This is a genomic window from Serratia sp. BFP-2025 (genome assembly GCF_050880365.1).
Lineage (GTDB): Bacteria > Pseudomonadota > Gammaproteobacteria > Enterobacterales > Enterobacteriaceae > Serratia > Serratia surfactantfaciens.
This window is the reverse complement of the sequence record NZ_JBPAFV010000001.1, coordinates 1,786,112-1,797,728: the sequence shown is the minus strand read 5'-3', so window position 1 is coordinate 1,797,728 and position 11,617 is coordinate 1,786,112. Positions and strand designations below refer to the sequence as shown.

Here is an 11,617-nt window from a genome sequence, read left to right as displayed (position 1 = left end):
AAAAATAAAAGCCGCCTATTATCGGGAATCGGCGGCCGGACGACAACATATGAATCGCAGGGGTATTGCCTTTTTTGGTGAAAATTTACACAAATCACCCAATAAAACGTGCTGCAAGCGCCATTAACGCTCGGTAAAGGTACCTTTAACCCGCTGCGAACGCTTGATGTAAGGCACCAGTAGCGCCGCCATCAGCAACGGCCAGCCGAGGCTGCGCACCGCCACTTCGTCCGGCACCGGCGCGAAGGCGAAGGCTTTCACCGCCAGGAGCACGGTTATCAGCAGCCACAGCAGGAACAGTTTGGGGAAGCGCTGCGAGCGTTGGCAAAACAGCCACAGCAGCCACAGGGTGAAGCACCACATCAAGAGCGTGGTCAGCACCGAAAAATACCACTGCAGGGTAAACGCCTGGGCGTTGGTCAGCAGATAGTCGCGCGATTCGGGCATGAAGATCGCCATGGCGTACAGGAGCAGCATCAGGCTGGCGCTGAGCAGGGTGACGATCAGATAGGCCATCGGGGCCAACAACCAACCGCCGATACGAGAGTATTCAGCTTGAGACATAAACGGCTTCCTGATTGAAACGGGGATCACAGGCGGCATAGCTTAGCGGGTAATAGCGGCTTCGTCATCCCTATCAACCAGATAGCCCGGCATTGCGGCGCCGGGCCGCACGTTTGGCCACTCCGGCGCCGGGGCGTCCCCCGTGTCGAATTAACATCTCATTTACTTCTTGTTCCATCCGGCCGCATGGTGTCAAATCGAAAGGGTCTGTCGTGAGCCTGCAAGAGGAAATTCCATGGCTGAGAAAATTCGTGTCGGGCTGGTCGGTTACGGCTACGCCGGCAAAACCTTTCATGCGCCGCTGATCGCCGGCACGCCGGGGCTGGAGCTGGCGGCCGTCTCCAGCAGCGATGCCGGCAAAGTGCACGCCGACTGGCCGTCGATGACGGTGGTGGGCGATGCGCAGGCGCTGTTCGCCGATCCGACCCTCGATTTGATCGTGATTCCCACCCCTAATGACACCCATTTCCCGCTGGCGCAACAGGCGCTGGCCGCCGGCAAGCATGTGGTGGTGGATAAACCCTTCACCGTGACGCTGTCACAAGCTCAGACGCTGCAACAGCAGGCGCAGCAGAGCGGTTTACTGCTGTCGGTGTTCCACAACCGTCGCTGGGACAGCGATTTCCTGACCCTTAAAGCGTTGCTGAACGACGGTTCGCTGGGCGAGGTGGTGTACTTCGAATCGCACTTCGATCGCTACCGGCCGCAGGTGCGTCAGCGCTGGCGCGAACAGGGCGGCGTCGGCAGCGGCATCTGGTTCGATTTGGGGCCGCATCTGCTCGATCAGGCGCTGCAATTATTCGGCAAGCCCGACCGGCTGTTTGTCGATCTGGGTGAGCTGCGGCCGGGGGCGCAGGCGGTGGACTATTTCCACGCGCTGCTGAACTATGGCGATCGGCGCGTGGTGCTGCACGCCAGCATGCTGGCGGCGGCGGAGAGCCCGCGTTATGTGGTGCACGGCACCCGCGGCAGCTATGTCAAATATGGCCTGGATCCGCAGGAAGACCGACTGAAGGCCGGCGAGCGCCTGCCGCAGGCCGACTGGGGCTATGACATGCGCGATGGTGTAGTGACGCTGTCACGTGGTGATCTGCTGGCGGAACAGCCGCTGCTCAATATTCCCGGCAATTACCCGGCTTATTACGCCGCGGTGCGCGACGCCATCGCCGGCATCGCTGAAAATCCGGTGCCGGCCGCCGATGCTATCGCGGTGATGGCGTTGATCGAACTGGGGTTGGAATCGGCCCGGCTGCAGCAGGCGCTGCCGGTGGCCTGATCCCGTCCGTTTCTCAGCGGCTCGGTGCACAACGCCGGGCCTTTTCATGATGTTAGGTGCAAGGAAATCCGTTTCATGTCCTGGTTGCAGCGTTTGCGCATTGATAAATTTTTACTGGTTCTGATTTTGGTGGTGATCGTCGCCTCGCTGTTCCCCTGCGAAGGCATCTGGAAAACCTTCTTCGAACACCTGACCACCGCCGCCATCGCGCTGCTGTTCTTTATGCACGGCGCCAAGCTGTCGCGCGAGGCGATCGTTGCCGGCATGAGCCACTGGAAGCTGCATCTGCTGGTGTTCCTCAGCACCTTTGCGCTGTTCCCGCTGCTCGGGCTGGCGATGAACCTGCTGGTGCCGGGCGTCATGACGCCGACGGTCTATCTCGGCTTCCTCTATCTGTGCGCGTTGCCGGCTACGGTGCAGTCTGCCATCGCCTTTACTTCGGCGGCGGGCGGCAACGTGGCGGCGGCGATTTGCAGCGCCTCGGCGTCGAGCATTCTTGGCGTGTTTCTGTCGCCGCTGCTGGTGGGGGCGTTGATGCATACCCAGGGCGGCAATACCGACGTACTGCACGCCATCGGTTCGATCATTCTGCAATTGATGGTGCCGTTTGTGGTCGGCCACCTGGCGCGGCCGCTGATCGGCAAGTGGGTCGATCGCCATCGCAAGCTCATCAATCTGACCGACCGCTCGTCGATCCTGCTGGTCGTCTACACCGCGTTCAGCGCGGCGGTGGTGGAAGGCATTTGGCATCGCATCGACGGCTGGTCGCTGTTGACCATTCTGGTGATGTCGCTGGTGCTGTTGACGGTGGTGTTGGTGATCAATACCTACGCGGCGCGCTGGCTGGGCTTCAACACCGCCGACGAGATCACCATCGTGTTCTGCGGCTCGAAAAAGAGTCTGGCGAACGGCATTCCGATGGCCAATGTGCTGTTCCCGGCTGCGGCGGTGGGCGCCATGGTGCTGCCTCTGATGATTTTCCACCAGGTTCAACTGATGGTGTGTGCGGTGTTGGCGCAGCGCTATGCGCGCAAAACCGCCAAACAGCGGGAGCAGGCCGAGGCGCTGGCGACCAAATAGACCGTAGGCCGCTAGCGGCAGCACAGCGCGTCGAGCAGAAAGTCGGCGCGCTCATCGGGTGAGGCACGCGGCAGTTCCTGCAGTCGATAACCCGATCGGCGGTAGACGGCCACCATCGCTTGGTAGGTCTGCTCGGCTTCGGCGAAAGATTGTTTTCTCTCGCTGTCCTGCGCGTAGATCGCTCGCCATGGTGGGGCGATGAACACCGTATCGGCATAGCGAAAATCGGCGACCGCCGCCGTTAAGGGAGCGGGGATCGATAATCCGCACAGCGTCAGGTAACCGGCGATATCCGGCAGGCCGCGATCGAAGAACCAGCATGTTGCGCCCGTCGCTTCCCGCCATGAACGCAGTTCCCAATCCAGCATCCGCTCGGCGAAAGCCTGGCGATCGCCCCATGGCAGCGCATTGCCGCCAATACTCACCTGATCCTGAATAATCGCCCGACCCGCCTCCTGCGAATGCGGGTAACCGCGGCGATGGAGAACGTCGATGAGCGTGCTTTTGCCCGAACCCGGGCCGCCGGTCAGCACGATGCGGCGTAGTTTGTCAGACATACGGAATTCCTCTATTGCGTCAGAGTTATGGATGAAAACAGCGAGAAAGACGGGCAGGCGGAAGAAAACGGGAGGTGAGAAGAAGGCGCCGTTTGGCGCCTTGGGGGGATTTAACCCTGAACTTTGGCGCGCAGCGCCTGTTTTTCCTGCTCGCTGAGGAACGCCAGCTTGAGGCCGTTTTCCTGCGCGGTGCGGATTTCTTCCGGCGTCAGCCCGGCCTGCGGCGCGGCGACGCGGTATTCGTGCTCGATCTCGATGCCCTGAACCGCCGGATCGTCGGTGTTGATCGACGCCAGCACGCCGTGGCGCAGGAAGGTGGCCAGCGGATGCTGCGCCAGTGATGGCACGGTGCTGGTCTGGATGTTGGAGGTCAGGCAGGACTCGATGCCGATGCCATGTTCCGCCAGGAAGTCCATCAGCGCCGGATCTTCGACCGCTTTCACCCCGTGGCCGATACGCTCGGCGCCCAGCTCGCGGATCGCCTGCCAGATGCTTTCCGGGCCGGCGGCTTCGCCCGCGTGTACGGTGATGCGCAGACCGGCGTCGCGCGCGCGGTTGAAGTGGTTGAGGAACAGGCTGCCGGGGAAGCCCAACTCATCGCCCGCCAAATCCAACGCGGTAATGCCGTCGCGGTGCGCCAGCAGTCCTTCCAGCTCCTGCAGACAGGCAGCCTCGCCAAAGGTGCGGCTCATGATGCCGATCAGGCGAATGTCGATGTCGCGATCGCGGCAGCCCGAACGGATCCCGTCGATCACCGCTTCCACCACGCCGGCGACCGGCAGCTGGTGCTTCATCGCCATGTAGTAAGGGGAAAAGCGCAGCTCGGCGTAGTGCAGGCCGGCATTGGCGGCATCCTCGACGTTTTCATAAGCCACCCGGCGGCAGGCGTCCAGATCGCCCAGCACCGCCACACCCCAGTCCAGTTTCTGCAGGAAGCTGACCAGATCCGGTTCAGCGTGGGTGATCTGCACGTGCGGGCGCAGGCTCTCCAAATCGTTGGCCGGCAGGGCGAGATTGAACTGGCGACCGAGGTCGAGAATCGTCTGCGCGCGGATGTTGCCGTCGAGATGGCGGTGAATATCGGTAAGCGGAAGGCGGGGATCGATCATGCTGGGCACTCGCTGATTATCGTAGGTAAAGTGCAGAACAGTATAAAAACAAATGGATGAAACTTGCCATTGCGTTGCATAAAAAAGTGACTTACATCACAAATAATCCCAGGGATAGCGCATTATCACCCTCATTCAGGCCTTCAACACGCTGATGCCCGCCTGCTGCAACGGCGCGATCAATGCGTCGTCGGTGGCGCGTTCAACGATGACGGTGTGCGCCAACGTAATATCCCCGATCGCATATTGTGAGGCGGCATTGAGTTTGGCGGCAGAGGCCAGCACGACGGTTTCCGCCGCACGGGCCGCCAGCGCGCGCTTGATGTAGGCTTCTTCCAGATCGCCGGTGCTCAGCCCCGCAGTGGGGTGTACGCCGGTTACGCCCATAAAATAGATATCGGCGCGGATATGCGACATCGCTTCCACCGCGGCGGCGCCGACGCTAACGATCGAATGCTTATACAGCCGGCCGCCGATCAGGATCACCTCCACCGTGGGGTGATCGGCCAAACCTACGGCGACGCTGGGGCTGTGGGTGACGACGGTGGCGTTGAGGTTGGCCGGCAGTTGCCTGACCAACTCGGCGGAAGTGGTGCCACCATCAATGATCACCACCTGGCCGGGGGCGATCAGCGCCGCCGCCGCTTTGGCGATCGCGCGTTTGGCGGCGGATTCCAAGTGATTGCGTTCGGCGAAGCTGGCGATGGCGGAAGAAACCGGCAGGGCGCCGCCGTGTACCCGCTGCAATAACCCCTCTGCGTCCAGTTCGCGCAGATCGCGCCGGACAGTGTCTTCCGACAGCCCGAACAGCTCGCTGAGTTGCTTGGCCAACACCTGGCCGTCCTGAGCCAGTTTTTCCAGGATGATTTTCTTGCGCTGGCTGGTCAACATGGCCATTTTCCCCTCAAATTTGCTTTGCACGAAATATCTTGATCATACACGAAACTGCACGATAGTATCAATTTCCTTCCTATGGCGGAGAAAAACCATGATTGCCACCAAAGACCGAGTCCGCATTGTCGAAACCCGGGTGTTGTCCGATGACTGGTATCTGCTGAAAAAAACCACCTTTGATTTTCTGCGGCGCGACGGCGTCTGGCAGCGGCAGAGCCGCGAGACTTACGATCGCGGTGATGGCGCCACCATTTTGCTGTTCAACCGGCAGGCGAAGACGGTGATCCTGACGCGCCAGTTTCGCTTTCCGGTCTTCGTCAACGGCCATGACGGCATGTTGATTGAAGCTGCCGCCGGGTTATTGGACGACGCGTCTCCTGAGGCGCGCATTCGCGCAGAAGCCGAAGAGGAAACCGGCTATTTCGTGCAGAACGTGGAGAAAGTGTTCGAGGCGTACATGAGCCCCGGCTCGGTCACCGAGAAGCTGCACTTTTTCGTCGGCGAATATCAGGCGGCCGACCGCATCAACGAGGGCGGCGGGGTGGCGGCGGAGGGCGAAGATCTGGAGGTGATCGAGCTGCCGCTGACGCAGGCCCTGCAGGCGATTCGTCAAGGCGCGATCGTTGACGCCAAAACCATCATGCTGCTGCAGTTTGTCGCTTTGAATCGGATGCTGGAGGAAGAACCATGAAGGCCCAACAAATTTTGATCGCCGGCCCCTATCGCAGCGGCACCGAGGGCGATCCGGCGCGTATCGCCGCCAATCTGGCGCGCCTGGAACAGGCGGCGCTGGCGGTCTATCTGCGGGGACACGTACCGGTGATCGGCGAATGGTTGGCGCTGCCTCTGGCGGCTGCGGCGGGTTCCACCCAACTTGGCGATGCGGTGAGCGAGGCGTTTCTCTACCCGGTGGCTCACCGGTTGATTGCGCAGTGTCAGGCGGTGTATCGCATCGAAGGGACGTCTGCGGGGGCCGATAACGACGTGCGGTTGGCCAAGGAGTGGGGATTGACGGTCTATCGTCATCTGGAGGAGATCCCGGCCGTACAGGCATAACGCAGGGGCGGGCGCAGGCTCGCCCCCTCGCGTTATTTTTCGTTCAGGACAAACCTCAACCCGGCGATCAGCTTATCCATGCCGGCCTCCAGCTTGCCGCGCGGGCAGCCGGCGTTGAGGCGCAGGAACCCGCGGCCTTCCTCGCCGTAGGTGAAGCCCGGCATGATCGCCACCTTTTCACGCTCGATCAGCGCCTGCTGCAGCGCGCGATCGTCAATGGCCAGCGGCCGCAGATCGATCCAGGCCAGGTAGGTGGCCTGCGGCGGGCGCCAGCCCAGCGCGGGAAACGCCTCCGCCAGCCGTTCGGCGACGTAGGTCAGATTATCCTGCAGATAGTCGCGCAGCGCATCCAGCCAGGGTTCGCCGTGACGATAGGCGGCCACGTGCGCCGCCACCGCCAACACCGCCGGCGAGGAGAGGCCGTCGCGGGATTTGAGCTGCTGGAAGTAGGCTTCGCGGCTGGCGTCGTCGCTGATAAAACCGTAGGCGCCGGTCAGCGCCGGAATATTGAAACTCTTGGAGCCGGAGGTCAGCAATGCCCAGGCGCCGGTCGCCACCTGGCTCCACGGCGTATGGCGGTGTTTGCCCCATACCATGTCCATGTGGATCTCATCGCTGATCACCCTCACGTCGTGGCGCTCGCACAGTTCGGCCATCTGCTGCAGCTCTTCGCGGCGCCATACCTTGCCGGTGGGGTTGTGCGGGCTGCACAGCAGCAGGATCTTGGTTTGCGGCCGCGCCAGCAACGCCTCAAGGTGCGCCATGTCGCAGCGCCAGTCGTCGCCGGCTTTTTGCAGCGGACAGGCCAGCAGCTGGCGCTGGTTGGCGAGGATCACCTTGTAGAAGGCGTCGTAGGCCGGAGTATGGGTCACCACGTAGTCGCCCGGCACGGACCATTGGCGGATCAGCTGCGCCGCCATGTAGATAACGGAAGGGCCGTACACCGCCGTTGCGGTGTCGACAGCGGTGTTGAAACGTTGCTGATACCAGTGGCGCAGCGCGCCGAGAAAATCCTCGTGCTGCCAGCGGCTGTAGCCCAGCACGCCGTGCTGCAGGCGCTGCTGCAGCGCCTCGAGAATGCACGGCGCGGTGGCGAAGTCCATATCGGAGATGGTGAACGGCAGCAGATCGGCGCTGCCGAAACGATCGGCGATGTAGTCCCACTGGGTGCACCAGGTGCCGTGGCGGTCGATCGGGGTGGAGAAATCAAACATGGGTGGCTCCCTGCAGCGCCGCGGCAGGTTGCGCCGTGGCTATCAGTGAGTCTAATTCATCCTTCACCGATTGCACCTGCGGGCCGATCACCACCTGCAGATTATGTTCGTTGAGATGCACCACGCCGATGGCGCGGTTGGCCTTCAGCGCGGCATCGTCCACGCGGCTCATGTCATTGACCGACAGGCGCAGGCGGGTGATGCAGTTGTCCAGCGTGATGATGTTATCCGGGCCGCCGAGCGCCGCCAAAATCGCCGGCGCATTGTAGCCGGATTTGCCCACTGCTCCGCTCGGCGCGCTTTGGCTGGCGGCGCTGTCGCTCTCGCGGCCCGGCGTTTTGATGTTAAAGCGCTGGATGGCGAAGCGGAAAATGGCGTAATAGCCGACGAACCAGACGGCGGCCACCACCGGCACCAGATACCACTTGGTGGCGGTGCCGTGCAGAATGCCGAACACCACGAAATCGATGATGTTGCCGTCGGTGTTGCCGATGGTCACACCCAGCAGCGCCATCACGGTAAAGCCCAACCCGGTGAGCAGCGCGTGGATCAGATAGAGGAACGGCGCGACGAACAGGAACAGGAACTCGATCGGTTCGGTGGTGCCGCCGACCACGCAGGCTACCACGCCGGAGATCAACAGCCCTTTGATTTTATGGCGGTTCTCCGGTTTGGCACAGTGGTACATTGCCAGCGCCGCGCCCGGCAGGCCACCGAGGAACGCCGGCATTTTGCCCTGCGACAGGAAGCGGGTGGCGCTTTCGGCAAAGCCGGTGGTGGTCGGGCAGGAGAGCTGAGCCTGGAAGATGGTCAGGGCACCGCTGACGCTATGGCCGCAAACGTCCAGCGTGCCGCCTGCTTCGGTAAAGCGGATCAGCGCCACCAGAATGTGATGCAGGCCGAACGGCAGCAGCAGGCGTTCGCCGGTGCCGAAAATCATCGGCCCGAAGATGCCGGCGCCGTTGATGACGCGGCCCAGGCCGTTAATGCCGGCGGCGAACCACGGCCAGATCAGCGGGATCACCAGGCCGCACAGGCCCAGCACCACGGTGGTCACGATCGGCACGAAGCGGGTGCCGCCGAAGAACGCCAGCGCGTCCGGCAGGCGGATGGTGTGGAAACGTTCATGCAGCAGATACACGATGATACCGACGATCACCGCGCCAAGGATGCCGGTGTCGATCGACTGAATGCCGAGAATGTTCTGGATGTTGTTGGCCTTCAGCACCAACGGATCGCTGCTGGGCAGCACGCCGGCGGCGGTCAGATAGAAGTTGGTGGCCAGATTCAGCACGGCGAAGCCGACAAAGCCGGAGAACGCGGCCACGCCCTTGTTCTCGCGCGCCATGCCCAGCGGAATGGCGATGGCGAACATCACCGGCAGGAAGCTGAAGGCGAAGGAGCCTATCTTGCTCATCCAGGTAAAGATCAGCTGGAAGATCGGATGGCCGATAAACGGCATCAGGGTGATCACATCGCGGCTGCTCAGCGAGCTGCCGATCCCCAGCATGATGCCGCAGAAAGAGAGCAAGGCGACGGGCAACATGAACGTTTTGCCCAGGCTCTGGAAGAACTCCCAGAGGGTGATTTTTGGTTTGTTGGCTGCTGACATAACCGACTTCTCCTGGCGAAAAGACGAGCAAAAAGGGGGCTGCTGATTAGGTAAAAAGAAGATAAAACGTTTTACCTAGCAAAAATGCGCCGTTAATCACAAATTTTCCGCCCGCTTTTTGGCGACAATGCGGCGGTCAGTAAAACGTTTTACTGAGTTAACGGATTCGGTATACCCTTGATCATCACGGCGCGGGTTGCCCAGGAACGGGTTCGCAGAGACTATGAGCATTAAAAAGATCACCATTACCGATGTGGCGCAACAGGCGGGCGTTTCGGTCACCACAGTTTCCCTGGTGTTGAGCGGCAAGGGGCGGATTTCGCCCACCACCGTCGAGAAGGTCAATCAGGCGATAGCGCAGCTGGGCTATGTGCGCAACCGCCAGGCGGCGACGCTGCGCGGCGGCGAGTCCGGGGTGATCGGCCTGATTCTGCGCGACATCTGCGAACCCTTCTATGCCGAAATGACTGCCGGGCTGAGCGAAACGCTGGAGGCGCACGACAAACTGCTGTTTTTGACGCAGAGCGGGCGGGAAGGTCAGGGGCTGCAGCGGGCGTTTGACGCGCTGCTGGCGCAGGGCGTCGACGGCATCGTGCTGGCGGGCGGCATTCGCGCGGCGGCGGGGCTGAAGGAAAAGGCGGCCGAGCAGGGCGTGCCGCTGGTCTGCGTGGCGCGCTCCAGCGGTCTCGAGGGGGTGGACGTGGTACGGCCGGACAATATGCAGGCCGCCAAGCTGGCCACCGAGTTTTTGATCGCCCGCGGTCACAGCCAAATCGCTTACCTCGGCGGCCAGAGCGACTCGTTGACGCGCGCTGAACGGCTGGGCGGATTCTGTGCCACGCTGTTGCAGTATGGCCTGCCGTTTCGCAGCGAATGGATCGTCGAGTGCGATTGCCGACAGAGCCAGGCGGCGGAGGCGGCGGAGCAGCTGCTGCGCCACTACCCGAATATCACCGCTATCGTCTGCCACAAGGCGTCGGTGGCGCTGGGCGCCTACTTTGGCCTGACGCGCAGCGGCCGCAGCATCGGTTCGGACGGGGTCGACGCCTACTACGGGCGACAGGTGGCGCTGATCGGCTTTGGCGACGTGCCGGAGGCCGAACTGACCGAACCACCGCTAACCTTTGTTTCCAGCTCGGCGCGGGAAGTGGGGCGCAGCGCCGCTGCGCGCCTGTTGCAGCGCATCCATGACGCCGATCTGCCGACGCAGAACGTCATCCTGCCGCCGGCGCTGATCCGGCGCGGCTCCGCTTAGTCGCGCCGCTGCTCCTCTTCCGCCTCCCGGCCGATCCAGCCGATAAAGGCTTTCATCGCCGGTGTCAAATCCCGCGATTTCAAATGGGTCAGCCAATAGGCGCCGAGCGCGGCCTCGGCGGCGAACGGCCGCTGCAGCGCGCCGGTGGCCAGTTCGCGGCGGAACATGCTGACCGGCGCCAGCGCCACGCCGTCGCACTGGATCGCGCCTTCCACCATCAGCCTTGAGGAATCGAACACCGGGCCGTTGATCCGCCACGGCGTCACCTGCGCCGCGCTGAACCAGCGCTCCCATTCATCCTTGCGGTAAGTGCGCATCAGCTGCTCGTGCTGCAGGTCCTGCGGCGCGTGCAGGCGCGCGGCAACCGCCGGCGGGCAGAGCACCGTCAGCGGTGCGTCGAACAGCTTGATATTACGGGTGGCGGGCCACAGGCCTTCGCCGAAGCGGATGGCGAAATCCATGCCGTCCGCCGACAGATTGACCAGGTTGTTGTGGGTCAACACCCGCAGATCGATAAACGGATGCGCGGTGCGGAACGCCGCCAGCCGTGGCATCAGCCAGCCGACGGCGAAGGTGCCGACCACCGCCACCGTCAGCACCTCGTGGAAATGCCCGCCTTCGAACTGCTGCAGCACCGCCTCGATACGGTCGAAGGCGTCGTTCAACACCGGCAGCAGCGCCTGGCCTTCTTCCGTCAGATCCAGCCCGCGCGGCAGGCGGCGGAACAGCTGAATGCCCAGCTGTTCTTCCAGCATGCGCACCTGCTGGCTGACGGCGGCCTGGGTCACCCTCAGCTCCAGGCCGGCGCGGGTGAAGTTCAGGTGGCGAGCGGAAGATTCGAACGCCCGCAGGGCGTTGAGGGGAAGTCGATTGCGCATGATTGATAGCCATAAGTTTTTCTTTATGCTGGCTGAAATTATTATCGCTTGTCAACCCGGCGGCAAAATCCGATATTTGGCGCCACTGCTGCGAAAGTGGCGGAGTCCGTAAAGGAATGACA

At 62.3% G+C, this 11,617-nt stretch carries 12 protein-coding genes; 5 read left to right on the top strand and 7 right to left on the bottom strand.

The annotated features are described in order from the left end of the window. Positions 1-123 precede the first annotated feature (123 nt). Positions 124-564, bottom strand: coding sequence for a DUF2569 domain-containing protein (locus ACRAWE_RS08365; RefSeq protein WP_019455945.1), 441 nt, complete (start codon positions 562-564; stop codon positions 124-126). A 235-nt stretch (positions 565-799) separates the two neighbouring features. Here ACRAWE_RS08365 and ACRAWE_RS08360 point away from each other — a divergent pair, with 235 nt between their 5' ends. Together ACRAWE_RS08360 and ACRAWE_RS08355 are read left to right on the top strand one after the other, a co-directional pair. After that, a complete protein-coding gene (locus tag ACRAWE_RS08360) occupies positions 800-1,840 on the top strand; it encodes an oxidoreductase (protein ID WP_154746149.1) in 1,041 nt (346 codons plus the stop codon). Between the two features lie 75 nt (positions 1,841-1,915). Next, complete coding sequence (locus ACRAWE_RS08355) at positions 1,916-2,920, top strand: bile acid:sodium symporter family protein (protein WP_019455943.1); 1,005 nt, start codon at positions 1,916-1,918, stop codon at positions 2,918-2,920. 11 nt (positions 2,921-2,931) lie between these two features. Here the strand turns inward: ACRAWE_RS08355 and ACRAWE_RS08350 are convergent, their stop codons facing one another. The 3 genes from ACRAWE_RS08350 to ACRAWE_RS08340 form a co-directional block, all read right to left on the bottom strand. Further along, a complete protein-coding gene (locus tag ACRAWE_RS08350; protein WP_019455942.1) occupies positions 2,932-3,477 on the bottom strand; it encodes an AAA family ATPase in 546 nt (181 codons plus the stop codon). 110 nt (positions 3,478-3,587) lie between these two features. After that, entirely contained in the window at positions 3,588-4,586 is a 999-nt protein-coding gene (add, locus tag ACRAWE_RS08345) for an adenosine deaminase (protein ID WP_019455941.1), read from the bottom strand. A gap of 135 nt (positions 4,587-4,721) precedes the next feature. Next, entirely contained in the window at positions 4,722-5,477 is a 756-nt protein-coding gene (locus tag ACRAWE_RS08340) for a DeoR/GlpR family DNA-binding transcription regulator (RefSeq protein ID WP_432525575.1), read from the bottom strand. A 97-nt stretch (positions 5,478-5,574) separates the two neighbouring features. Here ACRAWE_RS08340 and ACRAWE_RS08335 point away from each other — a divergent pair, with 97 nt between their 5' ends. Together ACRAWE_RS08335 and ACRAWE_RS08330 are read left to right on the top strand one after the other, a co-directional pair. Further along, on the top strand, positions 5,575-6,171 hold the full coding sequence (locus ACRAWE_RS08335) for an NUDIX domain-containing protein (protein ID WP_063919382.1): 597 nt from the start codon (positions 5,575-5,577) through the stop codon (positions 6,169-6,171). Further along, positions 6,168-6,536: a hypothetical protein gene (locus tag ACRAWE_RS08330; RefSeq protein ID WP_019455938.1), complete on the top strand. Its 369-nt coding sequence runs from the start codon at positions 6,168-6,170 to the stop codon at positions 6,534-6,536. Before ACRAWE_RS08335 ends, ACRAWE_RS08330 begins: the two co-directional genes overlap by 4 nt. A gap of 32 nt (positions 6,537-6,568) precedes the next feature. Here the strand turns inward: ACRAWE_RS08330 and ACRAWE_RS08325 are convergent, their stop codons facing one another. Together ACRAWE_RS08325 and malX are read right to left on the bottom strand one after the other, a co-directional pair. Further along, on the bottom strand, positions 6,569-7,750 hold the full coding sequence (locus ACRAWE_RS08325) for a MalY/PatB family protein (RefSeq protein WP_432525235.1): 1,182 nt from the start codon (positions 7,748-7,750) through the stop codon (positions 6,569-6,571). Then, positions 7,743-9,362 (bottom strand): maltose/glucose-specific PTS transporter subunit IIBC, encoded by a 1,620-nt coding sequence (gene malX, locus ACRAWE_RS08320; protein ID WP_019455936.1) that lies wholly within the window; start codon positions 9,360-9,362, stop codon positions 7,743-7,745. Before malX ends, ACRAWE_RS08325 begins: the two co-directional genes overlap by 8 nt. A 223-nt stretch (positions 9,363-9,585) precedes the next feature. On the opposite strand from malX, the gene ACRAWE_RS08315 reads away from it, so the two are divergent. Beyond that, on the top strand, positions 9,586-10,617 hold the full coding sequence (locus ACRAWE_RS08315) for a Mal regulon transcriptional regulator MalI (RefSeq protein ID WP_019455935.1): 1,032 nt from the start codon (positions 9,586-9,588) through the stop codon (positions 10,615-10,617). Here ACRAWE_RS08315 and ACRAWE_RS08310 read toward each other — a convergent pair. After that, positions 10,614-11,495, bottom strand: a complete 882-nt coding sequence (locus ACRAWE_RS08310; protein WP_025159716.1) for a LysR family transcriptional regulator — start codon at positions 11,493-11,495, stop codon at positions 10,614-10,616. The genes ACRAWE_RS08315 and ACRAWE_RS08310 overlap by 4 nt on opposite strands. Positions 11,496-11,617: the final 122 nt, after the last annotated feature.

What these genes read in the sequence shown, in the direction of transcription:
- ACRAWE_RS08340 (WP_432525575.1), bottom strand. Translation starts at nt 5,477, where the DNA reads ATGTTGACCAGCCAGCGCAAGAAAATCATCCTGGAAAAACTGGCTCAG.
- ACRAWE_RS08315 (WP_019455935.1), top strand. Translation starts at nt 9,586, where the DNA reads ATGAGCATTAAAAAGATCACCATTACCGATGTGGCGCAACAGGCGGGC.
- malX (WP_019455936.1), bottom strand. Translation starts at nt 9,362, where the DNA reads ATGTCAGCAGCCAACAAACCAAAAATCACCCTCTGGGAGTTCTTCCAG.
- ACRAWE_RS08350 (WP_019455942.1), bottom strand. Translation starts at nt 3,477, where the DNA reads ATGTCTGACAAACTACGCCGCATCGTGCTGACCGGCGGCCCGGGTTCG.
- add (WP_019455941.1), bottom strand. Translation starts at nt 4,586, where the DNA reads ATGATCGATCCCCGCCTTCCGCTTACCGATATTCACCGCCATCTCGAC.
- ACRAWE_RS08310 (WP_025159716.1), bottom strand. Translation starts at nt 11,495, where the DNA reads ATGCGCAATCGACTTCCCCTCAACGCCCTGCGGGCGTTCGAATCTTCC.
- ACRAWE_RS08365 (WP_019455945.1), bottom strand. Translation starts at nt 564, where the DNA reads ATGTCTCAAGCTGAATACTCTCGTATCGGCGGTTGGTTGTTGGCCCCG.
- ACRAWE_RS08355 (WP_019455943.1), top strand. Translation starts at nt 1,916, where the DNA reads ATGTCCTGGTTGCAGCGTTTGCGCATTGATAAATTTTTACTGGTTCTG.
- ACRAWE_RS08325 (WP_432525235.1), bottom strand. Translation starts at nt 7,750, where the DNA reads ATGTTTGATTTCTCCACCCCGATCGACCGCCACGGCACCTGGTGCACC.
- ACRAWE_RS08330 (WP_019455938.1), top strand. Translation starts at nt 6,168, where the DNA reads ATGAAGGCCCAACAAATTTTGATCGCCGGCCCCTATCGCAGCGGCACC.
- ACRAWE_RS08360 (WP_154746149.1), top strand. Translation starts at nt 800, where the DNA reads ATGGCTGAGAAAATTCGTGTCGGGCTGGTCGGTTACGGCTACGCCGGC.
- ACRAWE_RS08335 (WP_063919382.1), top strand. Translation starts at nt 5,575, where the DNA reads ATGATTGCCACCAAAGACCGAGTCCGCATTGTCGAAACCCGGGTGTTG.